General features: G+C 64.9%; 20 protein-coding genes and 1 tRNA gene. 9 read left to right on the top strand and 12 right to left on the bottom strand.

Translation table 11 applies throughout. From position 1 onward, the window contains the following. Positions 1–202 precede the first annotated feature (202 nt). Together ABDW61_RS05135 and ABDW61_RS05130 are read left to right on the top strand one after the other, a co-directional pair. Positions 203–1,060, top strand: a complete 858-nt coding sequence (locus tag ABDW61_RS05135) for a hypothetical protein (protein WP_343636839.1) — start codon at positions 203–205, stop codon at positions 1,058–1,060. Positions 1,061–1,078: 18 nt separating this feature from the next. Further along, positions 1,079–1,264, top strand: a complete 186-nt coding sequence (locus ABDW61_RS05130; protein WP_343636837.1) for a hypothetical protein — start codon at positions 1,079–1,081, stop codon at positions 1,262–1,264. 48 nt (positions 1,265–1,312) lie between these two features. On the opposite strand, the gene ABDW61_RS05125 is transcribed toward ABDW61_RS05130, so the two are convergent. Continuing rightward, on the bottom strand, positions 1,313–1,522 hold the full coding sequence (locus ABDW61_RS05125) for a hypothetical protein (protein WP_343636835.1): 210 nt from the start codon (positions 1,520–1,522) through the stop codon (positions 1,313–1,315). A 157-nt stretch (positions 1,523–1,679) separates the two neighbouring features. On the opposite strand from ABDW61_RS05125, the gene ABDW61_RS05120 reads away from it, so the two are divergent. Next, positions 1,680–2,561, top strand: coding sequence for a hypothetical protein (locus ABDW61_RS05120; RefSeq protein WP_343636833.1), 882 nt, complete (start codon positions 1,680–1,682; stop codon positions 2,559–2,561). Between the two features lie 497 nt (positions 2,562–3,058). On the opposite strand, the gene ABDW61_RS05115 is transcribed toward ABDW61_RS05120, so the two are convergent. Continuing rightward, a complete protein-coding gene (locus ABDW61_RS05115) occupies positions 3,059–3,304 on the bottom strand; it encodes an Arc family DNA-binding protein (protein ID WP_343636831.1) in 246 nt (81 codons plus the stop codon). Between the two features lie 97 nt (positions 3,305–3,401). Here ABDW61_RS05115 and ABDW61_RS05110 point away from each other — a divergent pair, with 97 nt between their 5' ends. The 3 genes from ABDW61_RS05110 to ABDW61_RS05100 all read left to right on the top strand — a co-directional run bounded on the left by ABDW61_RS05110 (position 3,402) and on the right by ABDW61_RS05100 (position 4,465). Next, positions 3,402–3,563, top strand: coding sequence for a hypothetical protein (locus ABDW61_RS05110; protein WP_343636829.1), 162 nt, complete (start codon positions 3,402–3,404; stop codon positions 3,561–3,563). Positions 3,564–3,585: 22 nt separating this feature from the next. Beyond that, the gene (locus ABDW61_RS05105; protein ID WP_343636827.1) at positions 3,586–3,894 is read left to right on the top strand and encodes a hypothetical protein; all 309 of its coding nucleotides are present in this window, start codon (positions 3,586–3,588) and stop codon (positions 3,892–3,894) included. A gap of 415 nt (positions 3,895–4,309) precedes the next feature. After that, positions 4,310–4,465, top strand: coding sequence for a hypothetical protein (locus ABDW61_RS05100; RefSeq protein ID WP_343636825.1), 156 nt, complete (start codon positions 4,310–4,312; stop codon positions 4,463–4,465). 22 nt (positions 4,466–4,487) lie between these two features. On the opposite strand, the gene ABDW61_RS05095 is transcribed toward ABDW61_RS05100, so the two are convergent. Further along, the gene (locus ABDW61_RS05095; RefSeq protein WP_343636823.1) at positions 4,488–5,072 is read right to left on the bottom strand and encodes a hypothetical protein; all 585 of its coding nucleotides are present in this window, start codon (positions 5,070–5,072) and stop codon (positions 4,488–4,490) included. 419 nt (positions 5,073–5,491) lie between these two features. On the opposite strand from ABDW61_RS05095, the gene ABDW61_RS05090 reads away from it, so the two are divergent. Next, on the top strand, positions 5,492–5,881 hold the full coding sequence (locus ABDW61_RS05090) for an SHOCT domain-containing protein (RefSeq protein ID WP_343636821.1): 390 nt from the start codon (positions 5,492–5,494) through the stop codon (positions 5,879–5,881). A gap of 88 nt (positions 5,882–5,969) precedes the next feature. Here the strand turns inward: ABDW61_RS05090 and ABDW61_RS05085 are convergent, their stop codons facing one another. Further along, positions 5,970–6,287: a hypothetical protein gene (locus ABDW61_RS05085; protein WP_343636819.1), complete on the bottom strand. Its 318-nt coding sequence runs from the start codon at positions 6,285–6,287 to the stop codon at positions 5,970–5,972. A 1,228-nt stretch (positions 6,288–7,515) separates the two neighbouring features. Further along, positions 7,516–7,719 carry a DUF1508 domain-containing protein gene (locus tag ABDW61_RS05080; protein WP_343636816.1) on the bottom strand — a complete coding sequence of 68 codons (204 nt, stop codon included), beginning with the start codon at positions 7,717–7,719 and terminating at the stop codon, positions 7,516–7,518. A gap of 182 nt (positions 7,720–7,901) precedes the next feature. Between ABDW61_RS05080 and ABDW61_RS05075 the strand changes: the two genes are divergently transcribed. Continuing rightward, complete coding sequence (locus ABDW61_RS05075; RefSeq protein WP_343636814.1) at positions 7,902–9,128, top strand: hypothetical protein; 1,227 nt, start codon at positions 7,902–7,904, stop codon at positions 9,126–9,128. A 214-nt stretch (positions 9,129–9,342) separates the two neighbouring features. On the opposite strand, the gene ABDW61_RS05070 is transcribed toward ABDW61_RS05075, so the two are convergent. From ABDW61_RS05070 to rsmB, 7 genes are all read right to left on the bottom strand, one after another. Further along, the gene (locus ABDW61_RS05070) at positions 9,343–9,567 is read right to left on the bottom strand and encodes a hypothetical protein (protein ID WP_343636812.1); all 225 of its coding nucleotides are present in this window, start codon (positions 9,565–9,567) and stop codon (positions 9,343–9,345) included. A 9-nt stretch (positions 9,568–9,576) separates the two neighbouring features. Continuing rightward, positions 9,577–10,854: a hypothetical protein gene (locus ABDW61_RS05065; RefSeq protein ID WP_343636810.1), complete on the bottom strand. Its 1,278-nt coding sequence runs from the start codon at positions 10,852–10,854 to the stop codon at positions 9,577–9,579. 498 nt (positions 10,855–11,352) lie between these two features. Then, positions 11,353–11,428 (bottom strand) — tRNA-Phe (locus ABDW61_RS05060). Positions 11,429–11,503: 75 nt separating this feature from the next. Then, complete coding sequence (locus ABDW61_RS05055; RefSeq protein ID WP_343636808.1) at positions 11,504–12,235, bottom strand: response regulator; 732 nt, start codon at positions 12,233–12,235, stop codon at positions 11,504–11,506. Positions 12,236–12,248: 13 nt separating this feature from the next. Next, positions 12,249–14,492 (bottom strand): ATP-binding protein, encoded by a 2,244-nt coding sequence (locus ABDW61_RS05050; RefSeq protein WP_343636806.1) that lies wholly within the window; start codon positions 14,490–14,492, stop codon positions 12,249–12,251. 67 nt (positions 14,493–14,559) lie between these two features. Beyond that, positions 14,560–15,174, bottom strand: a complete 615-nt coding sequence (locus tag ABDW61_RS05045; protein WP_343636803.1) for a DUF4390 domain-containing protein — start codon at positions 15,172–15,174, stop codon at positions 14,560–14,562. A gap of 47 nt (positions 15,175–15,221) precedes the next feature. Then, the gene (rsmB, locus tag ABDW61_RS05040) at positions 15,222–16,604 is read right to left on the bottom strand and encodes a 16S rRNA (cytosine(967)-C(5))-methyltransferase RsmB (protein ID WP_343636801.1); all 1,383 of its coding nucleotides are present in this window, start codon (positions 16,602–16,604) and stop codon (positions 15,222–15,224) included. Between the two features lie 119 nt (positions 16,605–16,723). Between rsmB and folE the strand changes: the two genes are divergently transcribed. Beyond that, positions 16,724–17,440: a GTP cyclohydrolase I gene (gene folE, locus ABDW61_RS05035; protein ID WP_343636799.1), complete on the top strand. Its 717-nt coding sequence runs from the start codon at positions 16,724–16,726 to the stop codon at positions 17,438–17,440. The last annotated feature ends 13 nt before the right edge of the window (positions 17,441–17,453 follow it).

Below are 17,453 nucleotides of genomic sequence, written 5' to 3'. Positions count from 1 at the left end.
CTTGGGTCAACCTTGACAGGGAAGGGCGGCCTTCACATCGCATCAACTGGAGCTGCCCTGGGATACCTGGGGGATACGGCTGCCAGGCGTTCGGAAAGTCCGTCAAGGCCTGGTCAAGGTGACGAAGTGGCGACTGGGCCATATGGCCGCGCTTCGCAACGGCTGATGAGCAGATAGCATCCGGCGCCAAAGGGAGTGCGAGATGCCAGCAGAGCAGATCTTCGGTCCCGGCGGCATGGGCCCGCTGGAGTTCATTGCGGACGTCGTCAGGTCATTGGCGTGGCCGGGCCTCATCGGATTGGGCTTCGTGCTGTACCGCCGGCAGCTCCGCCGGTTCCTGGTTAGCGCGGCAATCGCGGTGCGCCGGCTCAACCGCTTCAAGTACGGCGACTTCGAGGCTGGAGTCGCCGCACAGCAGGCGGCCCAGCAGGCAACCATCGCGCCAGCGATGACGGCCATCGAAAAGAGCATCGAAGCCGTGGCGGAGACGATCTCGTCGGAGAAGTCCCCGGAGGAGGCCAAGGAAGTCGCCCTATCCAAGCTCGACGACGTTTCCCGGCACCTGGGGGCCATCTGGTCGAAAACGGCGCCTCACCTTGTGACGTCACCTCGCTGGTGGGGAGGTGGTGAGGCGAACCACTTCGCCGTCGGGGAAGTCGTCCGAATGTCACATAGTGCAAGGCCGGGGTCGGTCGTGACGAGGGGCCAGCTCACATCGCTGCTGAAGATGACCGATTTCATGAGGACCGCCGAGAAGGAGGGGCTGGAACCGGCGATCCACGACCTGGAACGTCGCCTGAATATGCCGGAGAAGCTTTCGTCGTCGCCTGGCGTCGTAACTGTCGCGCACTTCCTGAAGCGGGCAGGGCTGGTCGATTCGGAAGGCCAGTTCACTCGGGCTGGCAGGACGGAGTTGCTCACGGCCTACGGCAAGATGATCCTCGACGAGGAGGGGCGCGGAAGGGCCGGGGAGGGGGCGAAGTTGCCGGGTAGCAATATCGGGCACCATGACGAAGAAGACCGCAAAGGGCCAGCCCCAGGAGACCCTCCAGCCCAGTGAGGGCGGCGAGTTCGGCCAGTGGCGCCTGATCCGAAGCTGCCGGCGGACAAGCGCGCCGTCGTCCACGTCGAGCCCGAGGACTGGGCGGCGTGGCTGACGGGGCCGGTCGAGGGTGCCATGGCGTTGATCCGGCCGCAGCCGGCCGACTTCTTCGATCAGACCGACGCGGTCAGGACGGACGCCCTGCTGGCGAGCTTGCTCTAGGGCATCCCGCGACATGTCGTGAGATGGCCGGACGCACACATCGGATCGTCAACCTGGCTTATTGGCGGACTGGCGAGCTACGGCGTCAGCATCAGCCAGGGCCTTGAGCAGGCGAGCGGTGAGCGCCATCTTGTTTCCACCGACGACGCGGAGTTCCGGCGACTTCCTTAGCTGCGACTGGATCTCAGCATTCAGCGAACGTTGCTGCTCGTGCGCCGCAGCCTGCTGCTGCGCGCGCAGGTCCGCGAGATCAGTCATGGCTCGGTCACGGTAGCCGTTGCCGTTGCACTTCAGTCTTTGGTTGTAGTGGCATCTACCCCCGCGGAACCCTCGGCATTTCCAGGTGGCACGGTCTGCTCATAATCGTCCGGCAAGGCGGACAGTGACGCTGCCTGCGAATCAAAGGGACAGAGGGATGAAACTAGTTCGCATGGCCGCGGTGTGCGGCCTTTCTATCGTCATGGCCGGCCCCGCGCTCGCGCAGCAAAAGGGTGCACTTCCATCGGCCGGTGCCGCTACTGGAACTGTTCCACAGACGAGTGACCAGGCTTGGGAGTACGTTGTGGTCAGCTATGGCAAGACGCTCTTCGGCGGGCCACAGAAAACCTTGGCCTACAGAGCTCTCGGCTTGCCCGATGGCAAGGAGGGATCCGAGTTGCAACGGAGTCTGGACATCCTCGGCCGGTTCGGTTGGGAGGTGGTTTCGGTCGTCGGCGCGATTGGCGGCGATCAGCAGCTCATCTTGAAGCGCCGGTTTGATCGGGCTCGATCAAACGGCGAGAGTGCAGCGATTCTGCGCGGCAAGGAGCTGTATATCAAGGACCTGATCGACATCCTCGAGAGGGAACAACGCGTACGTGAGGAGGCGGAGAAAGCTGCGGAAGCGGAGCGCGGCAAGCCGCGACTCGTCGATCTCGATGCAGTTGATGCACAGACTGCGCGGAAGCGACGAGTCGCCGAGATGCAAGCCGACTATATGGCCGTACTTCAGCGCGCTGAGATTGCCAAGTTCGCGACGCTCACCGCGGCGACGCTGACCCCGTACTCCGACAACCTCGTCGTCAACATCACAGTGGATCTGACGTTCATGAGTGATGGCAACACCTACCGTCGCAGCGTCGTATCAAAGTACCTGAAGGACCAATTGAGTCAATTCAAGTTCGGGCAACCGCTGGAGAGGTATGCGTCGATCCAGCTTCGCGGCACAGGATTCGTCAACTTTCAGGGGCAGCGCGTCGACGTTGCAACCTACAAGGCTGAATTCGATGGAATCAGCGGCCGATGGAGCGGGGACTGATCGGCTCTAACGCGGGCCTGATCCCCAAGATTGTCTCGGTATCCAGCCGATATCCACGAATACGCTCGTTAGAGCTCCGCTCTGAGGCTCTGCTCGCGCGGGCTTCGCACTTCGGTGCCTGGCCCCGCAGAGAGCCTTGCTAGACTCGTTCTCGATGCGACTTGGGCGCGCCGCAGTTCCCGGGTCGCAGTAGGCCGGAAACCGAAAGCGCTTGTGCTGATTCCACGCGCTCCGTCCACCGTCCGCCGATGCGCGCCGCGGAGATTCTGCGTGGCTTCGGGAGCCTCCCAGCACCACCTCTCGCTCGAACGCGCTCGCGCTCGCGCTCAATGCAAAAGCCGCTGCTGCTGCCGCAGTAGCGGTGGCGTTGTCTACGAGGATCGGTTCGAGGTTGAAGACCGGTCGGCACCTCGTTCGGAACGAATGCCCTCGCGGGTCGTAGCTCAAAGCACTCTCGATGAGTTGCGCCGCCGAGCGTCACAACTCTCTTCAGTTCGTCAGCCGGGCTTGTTTGCGAGTTGGCGTGCGATGGCGTCAGCGTCAGCCAGCGCCTTGAGCAAGCGCGCGGTGAGCGTCGCCTTGCTTCCCCCGAGGCCATCTAGCTCCAGCGACTTCTTCAGCCGAGCCTGGATCTCCGCATTCAGTGAACGCTGATGCTGATCCGCCGCCGCCTGCAGCTGCGCGCGAAGTTCCTCGTCAAGACGAAGCGGGTAGGACGGGGCTTGGTGTCGATCAGTGGCCATGCTGCATTGTGGACATCAAACAGATTCTTTACAAAGAATCTATTTGACATCCACAATGTGTGGAATCTATATTTCATCCACACACACGGAGAACGCCATGGCCCAAATCATCAACATTGATGTCGCCCGCCAAGCCAAGGAAGCTAACCGCATCCCTACGCCGCAAGGCAAGGTGAAGAAGGCCATCGCTGGCCGACTGGGCCTGGCCGCCTCCATCAAGCGCGACTGCGTGCGTCAGCGCGCGAAGGCCGCTCTCTAAATTGGCCCTAAGGAGAACCAACATGGACGAAGTCATCAGCCCTGCAATCTCCCGTCCGGCACGCCCGCAATTTGCAGAGGAGCGGCGCGCAGCGCGCGCCGCACGGGCGGCTGGATCGCCGGAAGTGCTGCAGTTGTTGCGGGATGCCCTCGGTACCGCGCAGGTCGCCTCGGAGGCTTGCCATGCGATCCTGACGATCCTCGATGACCGGGTCGACCCTCAGGAATTTGGCTTGATCGAAGCAATGCGGTCGTGTCTTCTTCGCATAGATCAGGCTGCGGAGGGAGCGCTGAAGAGCATGGAGAAGGCTGGTCCGGCGTACGACGGCTGATATGGCCCTTTCGCTCGTTCCGCCGGCAGATCAGCCCGAAGAAACGCCCGCCGACAAGATCCGCCGGCGAGTCGCTGCCAGCGCGCCGCGACACATGCTGGTGTGCCGCCGCTGCGGAGCGAGCGAGTTCATTGAGACCCGCGTGGGCGTCCTAGTCAACGCCGCGGGCAAGCCTGTCGGCGGAAAGAAGGCTCTGATCTGCCTTCACTGCATGGTCAGGCGCGCTGAGCGCGTCGAGGCTCCCTGACACGCCAGCGTTGCGCGTTTCTCATCGGTGAAATACGAAAAACCGGAAGCAAAACAAGGGCTTGCGTGCGTCGTAAGGCCGAGTAAGTTGCCGACGCCTAAACGTGCGGAACAGCCAGAATGTTCAAGGGCAAGAACCGCTAGCTAATCACTCTCAGGATTTGTGAGCGTGGCCAAGAAGGACGGCTGGAAGAGAGACCTCCAGTCCAAGATCCAAGCCAAGGCCGATGCGCTGGTCTCCAAGCGCGACGTATCCAACGGCCGTATCCACGGGGAAGGAGAGCGAGCTGGCCAGGAAGCTGCGCGCCGCGGCGATCAACGGTGATGCGTTCGCTCAAGCGGCCAGATCATGGAGCCCGAGCGGGCAGCTTCTTCGCGATTTGGTCGTCGATCTCCGCATCCGTCGCCACGCCGGCACGGAGAAGGTCGTCGGTGTATGCCTCGAAGACCTCCGCGCAGAAGATGGCCGTCTTTGCGAAGTACAAGGCGGCGGCCGCGAACAGGAGAATCACCCCCATCACCGGCCACTTCAATATGGGGAGTAGGGGAGCATCGCCCTTCGGTCCATACTCTAGAGCCCCAACCATGAGAACTGCGAAAGCCGAATAGAGGACGGCCCGGATCATGTAGTGCCGGTTCCGGGCAGCCAGCATGGGAGCCAGCCGAGGGTCTCGATGGCAATAGACGACGTGTCGTGCCAACTTGCGCTTACGGGCGGTGTGCTCCTCGGCGGTCGTCTTTTTGTCCCATTCGATAGCTGCCTTCACCTTTCCGAAGAACCAGCTCGCGATGCCATTTCCCACGATCCCCGCGACGATTACTGAGGCCCACCAGTAAGGCGTCACGACATCAGCCCAAAACCTCTCCATTCGCTCGCTCCCATTAGTGTTTCGGCAGAGCATAGCGCCCGCAGGCTTGATGCTGAGGGCCATCAATAGGCCGGAGTGGGCGCAAATTTAAGTGCCCGTGGCTTTCCCGCGCAATCCCCGTAGCTCTGCGGAGAATGCATCGCCAACGCAGAGGTGCTGGCCGCCTATGCGCGTCAGGCCAAGGACTCGGCGCTGATCCAGATGGCGACGGAGATCAAGGTGCGCGCAGAGCGTCGGTGCGGTGAACTGCTACGTCAGGTTGAGCGGAGCCCAGGTGAGCGCACGGATGCAACCTCGTCCAAGCGTGAGACCAAGTATCAGTAGGCATTGTCTGAGAACGATATTCCACGCGCCACGGCCGATCGTTGCCAGCAACTTGCCGCCATGCCGGCGGAGCACTTCGATCGGCATCCTCAATCTGTGGGAGGCAGCCGTCCCGTTCCTATGCTATGAACTAGCCACAACAAGCGGAGGGGTGAGGCATGGAATTCGTGGTCGTATGGGCGCTGCTCGCGATTGGCGTTGGCTGGTTGGCAACCGAGCGTGGGAGAAGCGGCGTAGGGTTTTGTCTTCTATCCGTAGTGCTATCCCCGTTGATCGGATTCGTTGCAGTGCTAGTGCTCCCGAATCTCGCCAAGCGCGATGAAGAGGAGCGCGAGAAGCGCGAGGCGGACCGGAAGAGCAAGCTGGAGAGCGAGCGACAGCATGAGCGGCAGCTCGAAGAGATTCGCGCGCTGTCGACTGCGGTGGCGAAGCCCGCTAGTGCACGTTCCGTCGCCGACGAGATCCAGAAGCTGCTCGCGCTCAAGCAGGCCGGAGCCCTGACAGAGGCGGAGTTTGAGGCGCAGAAGTCGCGGCTCCTCCAGCAGTGAGACCGCTTGCTTCTCGTCTGCGCAATTTTGGGCAGACGGTTTTCCCCGACGGAGGTCGGCGGGAAGCGGTCCGGTACGCCTTGCCTTATCAAGCCCGCGGAGGTTTGCGCGGTTTCACGACCGGAGGAATCACCCTGAAGCGTGGCTTCTCGATTGCACCGCGGCGCACAACCTCAAAGTGAGGCCGCTCGAGAACCACGACGCCGGCGCGCACGTAGGCCCGGCTGAAGCCGCGCTCGTGCAACTCGCGCAGTTGGTCTGCGGCTCGCTTATAGCCTGTGAGCGCCGCGAGTTCGGGATGCGTCAGTACAGCGGACCGCTGCTCCATAGCCTGGACCAGGCGCGTCACTAGGCCAGTCAGTTCGGGTAACACGTCTTCGAGGCGTCGACGATCGATCGAGGTCATGGTTGCACTTTCCGTGATGTGCTACGCGACCCTTCAGCGACGGCGGCCCGAGGTTACACCGCGTGGTTACACCCCCAGGTTGCACTCGTGGGAATGCAGTGCGGTGCCGGCCGGCCAGTTCATCACCGCTCTGCAGCGGAAGCGGACCAAGTTGAAGTAGGCTCAGCCCCCATGGACTACCACTTGACGGTCAACGAAGCTCTGGCTCGCCTCCCTGAGCTGGACGGTCTGGACATCCGCGTTGAGGGGGTCCTGAGTTTCAACTTTGAAGACGTGTGTGTGAGTCACTTCCCAGCCGACGAGCGAGCCGATGGGTATCGGTCCTCGATTTGGCTATGGGTCGGGACTGGCTCACTTGGATTCGACCGAGAAGCCTGTCCTCGTCTCAACGGGAGGCGGGTGGTGGTCGAAGGCTCACTGTCCGCCGCGACTCCCACCATGGGCTGTGGACACATGGGCCTGTGGCCGGCGGAGCTGCTCGTCAGGACTCTGAATCGTGCTTGATGTCCGTCCCTTTCAGCCGGAAGCGGTAGTCCGCAGAGCGTTGGTCGCCCTCGCGCGATGTCCCACGCCGCGGTATCCGGGAGCCCCAGAGTTTCGAAACCCAAAGTTCGCACCTGACTTGACCGCTAGACCGCATGGATCCTGGTGTTCGGCCTTGACGGTGCCCGCCGTAAGTGCGCAGTTCCGGAACTGTTCTGCCTGGTTCTGGCTGGCACATAGCGGGCCGATTGGTCCTTCGCCGCAGACGAAATCGGTACGCGGTACGCAGTCAGGTACGCGCCTGACCGTCAGTCCCGTCGCAACCGGTCTCTCGGGCAACCACGGGCAGACCTGAGCCCCGGTCGGTGTCACGATCAAGCTTTCAACGGCGCGGGGAGCGGGATGGGATGCGTGAAATCAGCGGCCGGCGGCCAACCCAGGCGAGCGCTACCGCCGCTGCTGGTGACCCGTGAGGAAGCGGCGGCGGCCGTGACCTTGAGTGTCCCAACGTTCTTGAAGGCGGTGCGGGAGGGGCGCATGCCTCCACCACGCCAGCTCTCCACGAATCGGGTCGGATGGCTATGGTCTGAACTGGAGGCGTCCGCCGCTGCGTTGCCGGCGTCCACGCTTCTACCGCCCTCCACGCTGCGAACCGAAGGGGAGAGAAGCTGGTTCAGAGATTTCGTGGAGAGCGCGCCACGCCAGGCTGATGAGAGCGGACTAGGCTTCGTCGGTGATGCGGAACTCAGTGCTTGAACCAGGAGCCGTCGGACTTCTTCTCGAAGACGACGGTCGCGTCTCCCACCGCGCGAACCAAGCGAATGCCGTTGAGTGCATCGGCCTTCGCCTTGTACCCTTCGCCACTCGTGGCGACCACGTCGACGTTGTTCGAAGCAATCAGGCGCCAGCGCCACTCGCTTGCGTTGTCCTGGAACAGTTCAAACTTCATGCTCGCTCTCCCGCGATGCTGGATGTGTCAGGCGGCGCACATGCTCCCAGCTTTCGTCGAGCGAGGATGGCGGCACGCTGCTTCCAGCGTACAACAGGGCGCGCACGGAGTGTCTAGCATGTGCGAGCGGCGACGATGCTCCGCCTGTTGACGATGAGCCGCTTGCCGGCGAAGGAGGGGTGGTGGATCTAGATCGACAGGTGCTCTTTGAGCAGGTATGGGCAACGCCCATTTCGAGGCTGTGTACAACCTATGGGTTGTCCGACCAGGGCTTGCGAAAGGCATGCTTGGCTCTACAGGTTCCTCTACCCGCTCGAGGCCACTGGGCGAAGATTGCCGCCGGCCATCAGATCAAGCGACCGACGCTGCCGCCGCTGCGCCAGCAGGAAGCCATCCCTGCCGTCCGTAAGCTGCGGAAGCAGGTGGAGGCTTCACTTCCTGTCCCGACGATGCCGATGCCCGACCTGTCAGCTTTGCAAAGCTTGGCCGGCCCGTTCCATCCACTGCTCCGTGCGCCCGTCGCGGACTATGTCGCCGCAGCCAAAGAAGCGCTGCAGCTGAAAGAGAAGTTCGAGTGGGAAGCGCTCAATCCGGGTCGGACCTATAAGGGACCGGCCCCTAGATTCCGAAGCTGGAAGTTCCTGCTGGACGACGGCCTGATTCTCAACAAGACCCACAAGAAGAGCTTCTTGCGCGTTTCGTTGTGGACATATCAGCGCGCCTTCCGAGTGCTGCAGCTTCTCGTCAAGAGGTTAGAAGGTGCGCGGTTCGCCGTCGAACTGGAGCCAGGCCGGGAACGGCTCAAGGCCTCGCGGAACGGAGCCTTTGTCTCTATTCGGCTCGCAGAGAAGATGCAGGTCGGCAAGCGTTCAGAGCAGCCGTCTTGGTCAAGGGAGCCTCACGTTGTCAGAGCCCTCACGCCTACCGGCCGGCTGTTCGTCAGCATTGAGCAAGAGGGCCTCGGCGAAGCCCAGGTGACCGAACGACCAGACGCGCCGCTGGAAGAGCAGTTGGACGCAATCCTTGCCGCCGTTGAGCAGCAGCATCAGCGCTCGATGGCCACGGTCGATCGATGGCGCGAAGAACGCGAGGCACGCGAGGAGAGTGCGCGTCACCATCTTGCGGAACGTCGGCAACAGGAAGAGGTAAAGCGTGCGGAGGAGGCCGAGCGGGCGTTGCGCGAGGCGCTAATCGGGGAGGCAGAAGACTGGCACCGGGGTCAAGTCTTGAGGTCGTATTTGGCGCGCTTGGACGAACGGCTCGCGGATGGCGGTAAGCCGGTGGGGGACTATGAAGTCTGGCGACGCTGGGCTGCCGAAGTTGCCGACTTCCTTGATCCAAGCACGCGGCGAGTCGTGCCTTCTGCGGTCTTGGGTGGGGTGGATCTCCGCGGCGATAGCGACGGTTGACGCCGTGACGCTGCTGCTCGACCGATTCGTGGTTCGCGTTGCGGGGCGAACTCAATCCGGATGAGGTACCGTCCGCCGTCATCGACACACTTTCGAGCAGGCGCACCGGGCGCTGCGGTGCATCACGGCCAGGCTCGGCGGCGAAGGTCGCGCGCTCTTCTCGCGGGCAACAAAAAGCCCGCGCGTGGCGGGCTCTCGCGAGGCTGCGCTGAACTCAGCGCCGAGCGGCGAGCGCTTGGGCCAAGTCCTGAGAATGAATCTCGACCGATTTGCGCTGGGCCAAGTAGGTTTGAGCCTGCTCGCGGGACAGGCCGCCGACGCTGGTCTCGGCCACGCGTCGTGCCTGCTGTGTCGCCTCGAACTGCGCCTTCAACGGCTGTTGGGGAAGGCCGCCCGCCTGCATCGCCGCGACCACTGCGGTCCTGAAGTTGTTTGCCATATGTCCCTCTCAACTACGCTGTAAACGATTGAAATAACGTGGGTTGATGTGAGGATCGAAGTACAGCTTGCGCTTGATCCAGACAAGTCCCTCTGACTTGGTGATGACAGCCACGTCAATCGGGCCGCCGACGGACTGTGTCCGCGCGGTGACCTTTTCCTTGAGTGATTCTAGCAAGACTAGGGTTTCCGCTAACTCTGCCAACTCTTCCACATTGAGACTCGCGATCGACGCAAACAGTGGATGCAGGTGGGCTCGAATCGTGGCACTCGTCCAGTTGTCCTGGAACAACTGCGCCTGCGCTTCGACGGAGGCTGTCACGACCGCCGGGTCCACTGCAACCACGCCGGAGGCCGTGCAAGCTGCTCGGGCTGCGTCAGCAGCGTGCTTCGCAAACGCATCCGCGACGGCTCCCCACACCTCGGGACTCGCTCCCAACGCGAAAGTTTCCACCATCGCCACTTGTGCGAAACCGGAGATAAGCGAGGGTTGCGTTGCGTTATTCACGCTTTCCGAATGGCCATCCTTCCACATGACCCGGCTGCCAACGAAACCATAAACGCTTTTCCCGATAAATCCAGGAAGAAAGTCATCCTCGCCATAACCGGCAATAACGATTCCTGTAGCGACCAAAACTGGCCGCTTGAAAGCCGATTCAGCCGCTATTTCCAACAGGCGTCCGACATCAATATGCGGCACGAGATGCGCGTCGTCGGTCGCAAGGTATTCACCAACCTGCTTAGTCAGATCGGCCCGATGGGTGGCCAACAGCGGCGCCTGTTCAGCAACCTCCAGGGCGGGGGACACTGGAAGCGCACCGAGGAGAGCCTCCACCTCCGCGAGCCCGTCAGCCCAGTTCTGCGCCAAATCCGGATCCGGCGTAGCGGGGGAGCTGAGCGCCTGCCGTTTAGATACGACGTCCCGCACTATTTGAGCAGCTGCCAGAGCTATCGCTGTTCCACCGGAGTTGCTGCGCAGCTCGGCGGTCAGCAGCCCATGCGCCGGTTCGTTGAGATACGTCAGGAAGTCTTCCCAATACGCTTGGAGCGTCGGAAACGTCCTATCTTTGAGCTGCTTGCGGTAAAGCTTGATGATCAACTCCCACGGAATGCCAGTCAGCGTGGAAGCGTTGTTGATCATGATGGCAACGGGTGCGTCGTTCGCCAACTGGAAAATCTTGTTGGCACCAGACGCATATGTCGTCTTGCCCGATTCCGTTGTCGTCACTGCGCTATCTGCAGCAAGCGCAATCGCCAAACGGTTCGCTACCGCCACCTCGCAGGTCATATCTCCCTCCGCCGTTTTCTGTTTGGTCGCAGTCTGCCCGCTCTACGAATCCGATCCAGAGGGAAAGCGAGATGTTGTCCGCGCGCCCGAAATCGACTGGGCGTGCTGCGCGCGCCCACCTGGACAGCGAACCGACACGCCAGCGAAGTCGGACTGACCACAGTGGCACCGACATCACTCCCCAAGCTTCGGGACTACTCGCCGCTGCTCCGATCGATCAGGACGGCGATGTGGCGCCTGTTCGCGGTCGAGTTCCTACGACTGCTAAAGTAGCGACGCAGGCGCATCCCATCATGGGCGCGACGGGGCCGACTCCTGACGCCCAGCCAGCATCGCCTGCAGCAGCTCGCGCTCGAGGTTTGCGGAGGTAGCGTAGCGACGCGCCGGCCGAACGCCTGGTCCGGAGCAACTCGCCGCTACACCGGGGCTACATGGGATGTGCACAAAGAAAAACGGGCTGCACCGATAAGTGCAACCCGTTGATTCTTTGAGAATTCTTGGTGGCCAAGGGCGGAATCGAACCACCGACACGCGGATTTTCAATCCGCTGCTCTACCAACTGAGCTACTTGGCCGTGAGACTGGGTCTCTGTCTCCGCTGTTCCGGGTCTTGCGACTCGTGCTGAACAACGAAGACCGCGACTATAACACTAAATTCCGCTGCCGCGCTTGTTTCTTGAAAGATCGACGCCGAGCTGCTTCAGCTTGCGGTACAGATGGGTGCGTTCCAGCCCCGTCTTCTCCGCCACCCGCGTCATCGAGCCGTTCTCCTTGGCCAGGTGGAACTCGAAGTAGCTCTTCTCGAACGCGTCGCGCGCCTCGCGCAGCGGGCGGTCCAGCTCGAACACCTGCTCCGACGCCAGGCCCTGGTGCGGCAGCGGCGTCACCGGCGCCAGGCCAGCCGACGGCATCGCCATCACGCCCTGTGAGATCGGCGGCAGCGCTTCAGGGCGCGGATAGCTGGCGGGGATGCCGACCGTGCCGATCACCGGCGCCGCCGGCGGCGCGGGACGCGGCGTCGTCTTCACCAGCGCCTGCTCCACCGCGCGCAGCAGCTTCTGCAGCGTGATGGGCTTTTCCAGGAAGGCCATCGCGCCGAACTTCGTCGCCTCGACCGCCGTGTCGATCGTGCCGTGGCCACTCATCATGATCACCGGCATCGTCAATTGGCCGGAACTGCCCCACTCCTTGAGCAGCGTCACGCCGTCGACGTCGGGCATCCAGATGTCCAGCAGCACCAGATCGGGCCGCGAGCGCTCTCGCGCCGCCCGCGCCTGCTGGGCGTTCTCCGCGAGTTCGATCGTGTGCCCCTCGTCCGAGAGGATTTCCGACAGGAGGGCGCGGATGCCCAATTCGTCGTCAACAACAAGAATGGTTGCCATGTATGCCTACTGTTCACGCGGGCCGAGGCGCGTCCTGCGCAGGGCTCGGTGCAGTCGCGAGTTTTGAAAATGATAACGAAACTTGTGCGCCGCTCGGCGGTAGATCGGCGCCGCTCACGCCTGGGAGATTCACCAGCCTGATGCGCGCGCCGTGCTCGTCGGCGATTTTCTTCACCACCGCCAGGCCCAGCCCCGTCCCCTTGGTCTTGGTCGTGACGTACGGCTCGAAAGCCCGCTTCAAGACGTGCTCGGCGAAGCCCGGACCGTTGTCCGTCAGGACCAGCCGAAGCGCCCGCAGCTCGCCGGCGTCGTTCAGCGCCTTCTGCGTGCGCACGACCACCTTGCCCTCCGGCCGCTCGCTGACCGCATCCAGCGCGTTCTGCACCAGGTTGTGGATTACCTGGCGCAGTTGCGGCGCGTCGCCCAGGATCAGCGGCGGATCGGTCGCCAGGTCGGCGCTCAACTGCCCCGACTCCTGCGCCTCGGCGTACAGCGTGAGCACTTCGGCCACGAGCGCGTTCAAGTCCAGCGGCGCCAGCTTGGCGGCCGGCAGCCGCGCGTAGTCGCGGAACTCGTTGACCAGCTGCTTCATGGCCTGCACCTGGTTGACGATGGTCCCGACCGAGCGCACCAGCATCGACTGATCGGCCCCCTCGAGCTTGGATTCCAGCTTGAACTGCAGCCGCTCCGCCGACAGCTGGATCGGCGTCAGCGGGTTCTTGATCTCGTGCGCCAGCCGCCGCGCGACCTCGCTCCAGGCCGCCGAGCGCTGCGCGGAAACGACCTCGCTGATGTCGTCGAACACCAGCAGCCGCGCGTCCTGCGGCAGCGGCGCGCCGCGCACCAGCAGCGTCAGCGCGGTCTTCTCGTCGAGCTGCAGCTCGAACGAGTCCTGCCAGTGCTCGCGCTCGCCGGCCTCGGGGCTCTGCAGCTCGAAGCGCTGCCAGATGTCCTTGCCGAACGCCGCCAGCGCCGGCAGGTCCTCCAGCGGCCGGCCGACGTAGGCCGACAGCGGCAGCTTCAGGATGCGCGTCGCGCCCGGGTTGACGGTCTCGATGCGGCGCTCGGCGTCGAACACGATCACACCGGCGGTCAGGTTGTCGAGGATGGTCTGCACGTGCGTGCGCGCGCTCTCGAGCTGCGTGACGCTGAGTTCCACCTGCGCCCGCGCGTCGGCGAGCTGCTGCGTCATGTCCGCGAACGAGCGCGTCAACCCGCCCAGCTCATCGCCCGAGCGGAACACCGGCTTGGCCTTCAGATCGCCCCGCGCGACCTCGCGCATGCCGTCGGCCAGCAGCAGCAGCGGCTGCACCAGCTGGTTGGACAGCGCCACCGCCAGCAGCAGCGCCGCGAACACCGCCAGGATCAGCACCAGCGTCAGCGTGCCCAGGTACATGCGCCGCAGCCCGTCGCGCAGCAGCGAGCGCTGCAGGTACTCCTGGTTGGCCGTCGAGACGTTCAGCGCGTTGCTGATGACCTTGCCCGAGATCTGCCGCACCACCATCAGGTAGCGGTCGCTGTTGGTCAGCTGCAGCGCGGTGCTCTGCAGCAGCGCGAGCGAACGGATGCGGGCCTCGCCCAGCACCGCCTGCTGCTCGTCCTCGAGCCCTTCGAGCCGCGAAGCCACGCCGTTGTTGCGCGCCTGCGCGAGCAGGGCGGCGCTCGGGCGCGCGGGCGTCTCGCTGGACTCGCCGCCAGCCGACAGCACGATCTGCCCGTTGCCCGCGACCAGCGACACGCTGCGCGCGCCCAGCTGGTCGCGCAGCCGCTCCAGCGCCAGCGGCGCCAGCGCGCCATCCTCCCAGCGCTCGGCCGCGGCGCGGGTCCGGGCGGTCTGCTCGGCGCGCAGGTTCTCCAGCGTGTCCTGGCCGAGCGCCAGGCCGGCCTCGAGCGCGCTCGCCAGGCGCTGGTCGAACAGGCTCTCGATGCTGCGGTTCACGAATTGATAGGAGACCGTGTAGATCAGCAGCCCCGGCGCGACGCCGACGAACGCGAAGATGCCGGCCAGCTTGAGCAGCAGCCGGCTGCCGAAGCGGCCGCGCCGCACGCGCAGCGCCAGCCGCGTGCCGGCCACGCCGATGACGATGATCAGCGCCGTGGCGACGGCGACGTTGACCCAGAACAGCCACAGGTAGTGGCGCTCCAGGAAGCCGCGCTGCGCGGTGGTGCTGATCGACAGCAGGAAGGCGAGCATGCCGATCGCGCCCGCGATCGCGGCCACGGAGATCAACCACGCCAGGCGTGCCGACTTGGTCACGGGTCAGGATCCTTGATGCGTCAAGAAGGTCGAAGGAGGGAAGGATCGATCAAGCGGCAACCGCGGGTCAGGGCTGCGGCTTGTTGGGCGGCGGCGCCGATGGCGTCTCGAGATTGAGCGTCAGCGTGCGCTCGACGCCCAGCGTCCAGCCCTGGCTGCCGCCCAGGCCGATCTGCATCGGGCGCGGCAGTTGGGCGGTGTCGAGCTTGTAGCTGAACTCCAGGTAGTAACGGCCATCGTCCTCGATCTCCTTGGCGTCGGCCACTCTCCAGCCCGAGACGCCGCGCAGCGACGCGACCGCCTCGCCCAGCGTGTCGAAGCTCTGATGCAGCCCGCCGGTACTGACCCGGTACTGGCGCGTCAGCGGCTGCCAGGTCAGGCGCCAGGTCCGCGAGGCCTGGGCGACGCGGGCGTCACGCCAGTACCAGCGGTTGCGCAAGACCTGGACCTCGGCGACGAAGTACACCGCCACGCCCTTGAGCAGCGCGTCCTCGGCCGCCTTGGGCAGCTCGAAGCGGGTGCTGAAGCTCAGCGCCAGCCCGTCGTCGCCGCGCTCGGCGTTGAGCAGCTGCAGCGTCACGCCTTGAGCCAGCGCCCAGCCGTGCAGCACCAGCAGCGCGCCGACGAGGGTCAGGCGCTGCCACCAGGATCGCAGCGGAACGGGACGGGATGGCGGAGACACGCGGACGGAGCAGGATCGTGGCGAGATTCCAGAGATCTGGGAGGAGTTCAGGCCTTCTGCAACAGGGCGTAATAGAAGCCGTCGGTGACGGCGGCCTCGCCCGGTGCGGAGTCCTGCGGGGCATTGTCCGCGAGCGGCAGCAGATGCCCGGCCCCCTGGTCGAACTGACGCGACCGCGCATCGCCATGGCGTTGCAAAAATGCGTCGATCTGGTCCTGTCCCTCGGACTTGAAGACCGAACAGGTCGCGTACAGCAGCCGCCCGCCGGGTTTCAGCGCCGGCCACAGCGCTTCCAGCAGCTCGGCCTGGATGCGTGCCAGCGCCGGGATGTCGCCGGGCCGGCGCAGCCAGCGCACGTCGGGATGGCGCCGCACGATGCCCGAGGCGCTGCACGGCGCGTCCAGCAGGATCGCGTCGAAGAGGCGGCCGTCCCACCAGCCGGCGGTGTCGCGCGCATCCGCGGCGCGCACCGCGCCCTCGAGCCCCAGCCGGTCCAGGTTCTGCCGAACGCGATCGAGCCGCTTGGCGTCGGCGTCCAATGCCAGCAGATCGAGGCCGTTGCCAGCGAGTTCCTGCAGGTGAGCGGTCTTGCCGCCAGGCGCGGCGCAAGCGTCCAGCACCCGGGCGCCGGCGCTCAGCGCCGGCCAGTCCTCGCCCGGGGCCAGGTCTTGCGGCCGGCGCAGGCCCAGCAACAGCGGCGCGGCGAGCTGGGCCGACGCGTCCTGGACGGAGGCATGGCCGGCGTCGAAGCCGGGCAGGGCCTGGACCGGGCGCGGCTCGTCGAGCACGACCGCCTGCGGGAACAGCGGGCCGGCGGCGTGGGCGCCGATGCCAGCCTCGCGCAGCCGGGCCAAATAGCCGGTGAGGTCGCCGTGCGCCGGATTGACGCGCAGCGTCATCGGCGGGCGCTGCTGGTTGGCCTGCAGCAGGCCTTCCCATTCGGCCGGCCAGTCGGCGCGCAGCCGGTCCTGCCACCAGCGCGGATGGTTGAAGCGGGCGATCGGATCCGATTCGGCGGCCGCCACGAGCGCCTCGCGCTCGCGCAGGAAGCGTCTGAGCACCGCATTGGCGAAGCCCGCGCTGTTGGGCGCGCGCTGGCGCACCGCGTGCACGGCCTGATCGACCAGGGTGTGGCCGGCATAGGCCGTCTCGCCGGGCCACAGCAGCGCCAGCGCGGTCACGAGCAGGGCGTCCACGCGTGCGGGCGGGTTCTTGGGCGCGAGTGCGGCGCGCACCGCCTGCGCCGCGCCGAGCCGGCGCAGCACGGTGAAGCTGAGCGCCTGCACGCCGGGGCGCAGCTCGGCGGGGCAGCGCGACAGCCAGTCGGTCAGCGACTGCCCGTCGCGCACGGCCTGGACGGCATCGGCGCAATGGGCCAGCAGGCGGTGCAGCGGCGGCGCCGGATTCTTGGGGGAGGGGGCGGAAGACACCGCGGGAGTTTAAGTGGCCGCCCCGGCCCGCCCGGCAGCCCCCGGCGCAAGGACCTTGCTTTCGCAATGCCTTCCGGATGCCGCGACAATCGCGGCTCACCCATAAGAACGCAGGCTCCATGACAGGCACCCCGATCCTGAGCCCCGAGGACCTGGCCGCGCGGCCGGCCTCGGACCGCATCCGTTACCGGCTGGTCCAGGCCGGCCGCCGGCACCATGCCAACGACAACATCGCCGAGTTCATCGAACCCGGCGAGCTCGAGCAGATCCAGGCCGAGGTGCAGGCGAAGATGCAGGAGGTCCTGCAGGCGCTGGTGATCGACACCGACAGCGACCACAACACGCAGGAGACGGCCAAGCGCGTGGCCAAGATGTTCGTGAAGGAGGTCTTCGCGGGCCGCTACGCGCCGCCGCCGCCGGTGACCGAGTTCCCCAACGCGGAGCGCCTGAACGAGCTGATGATCGTCGGCCCGATCACGGTGCGCAGCGCCTGCTCGCACCACCTCTGCCCGATCATCGGCAAGGTCTGGATCGGCCTGCTGCCCAGCGAGCATTCCAACCTGATCGGGCTGTCGAAGTACGTGCGCCTGACCGAATGGATCATGAGCCGCCCACAGATCCAGGAAGAGGCGGTCGTGATGCTGGCCGACGAACTGCAGGAGCGCGTCAAGCCGGACGGCCTGGCGATCGTGATGGACGCCGACCACTTCTGCATGCACTGGCGCGGCGTCAAGGACATGGAGTCCACGATGACCAACAGCGTGATGCGCGGCTCCTTCCTGAAGGACGCGACGCTGCGGGCGGAGTTCCTCGCGCTGATGAAGAGGAAGGGCTGAGCGCGCCAGCGGC

The organism is Roseateles sp., assembly GCF_039595595.1.
Lineage (GTDB): Bacteria > Pseudomonadota > Gammaproteobacteria > Burkholderiales > Burkholderiaceae_C > Roseateles.
This window is presented reverse-complemented; position numbering and strand designations above follow the sequence as displayed.

Excerpts from the sequence above, each read along its gene's own strand:
- ABDW61_RS05135 (WP_343636839.1), top strand. The coding sequence starts at position 203 with ATGCCAGCAGAGCAGATCTTCGGTCCCGGCGGCATGGGCCCGCTGGAG.
- ABDW61_RS05125 (WP_343636835.1), bottom strand. The coding sequence starts at position 1,522 with ATGACTGATCTCGCGGACCTGCGCGCGCAGCAGCAGGCTGCGGCGCAC.
- ABDW61_RS05120 (WP_343636833.1), top strand. The coding sequence starts at position 1,680 with ATGAAACTAGTTCGCATGGCCGCGGTGTGCGGCCTTTCTATCGTCATG.
- ABDW61_RS05115 (WP_343636831.1), bottom strand. The coding sequence starts at position 3,304 with ATGGCCACTGATCGACACCAAGCCCCGTCCTACCCGCTTCGTCTTGAC.
- ABDW61_RS05110 (WP_343636829.1), top strand. The coding sequence starts at position 3,402 with ATGGCCCAAATCATCAACATTGATGTCGCCCGCCAAGCCAAGGAAGCT.
- ABDW61_RS05105 (WP_343636827.1), top strand. The coding sequence starts at position 3,586 with ATGGACGAAGTCATCAGCCCTGCAATCTCCCGTCCGGCACGCCCGCAA.
- ABDW61_RS05095 (WP_343636823.1), bottom strand. The coding sequence starts at position 5,072 with ATGGCCCTCAGCATCAAGCCTGCGGGCGCTATGCTCTGCCGAAACACT.
- ABDW61_RS05090 (WP_343636821.1), top strand. The coding sequence starts at position 5,492 with ATGGAATTCGTGGTCGTATGGGCGCTGCTCGCGATTGGCGTTGGCTGG.
- ABDW61_RS05085 (WP_343636819.1), bottom strand. The coding sequence starts at position 6,287 with ATGACCTCGATCGATCGTCGACGCCTCGAAGACGTGTTACCCGAACTG.
- ABDW61_RS05080 (WP_343636816.1), bottom strand. The coding sequence starts at position 7,719 with ATGAAGTTTGAACTGTTCCAGGACAACGCAAGCGAGTGGCGCTGGCGC.
- ABDW61_RS05070 (WP_343636812.1), bottom strand. The coding sequence starts at position 9,567 with ATGGCAAACAACTTCAGGACCGCAGTGGTCGCGGCGATGCAGGCGGGC.
- ABDW61_RS05065 (WP_343636810.1), bottom strand. The coding sequence starts at position 10,854 with ATGACCTGCGAGGTGGCGGTAGCGAACCGTTTGGCGATTGCGCTTGCT.
- ABDW61_RS05055 (WP_343636808.1), bottom strand. The coding sequence starts at position 12,235 with ATGGCAACCATTCTTGTTGTTGACGACGAATTGGGCATCCGCGCCCTC.
- folE (WP_343636799.1), top strand. The coding sequence starts at position 16,724 with ATGACAGGCACCCCGATCCTGAGCCCCGAGGACCTGGCCGCGCGGCCG.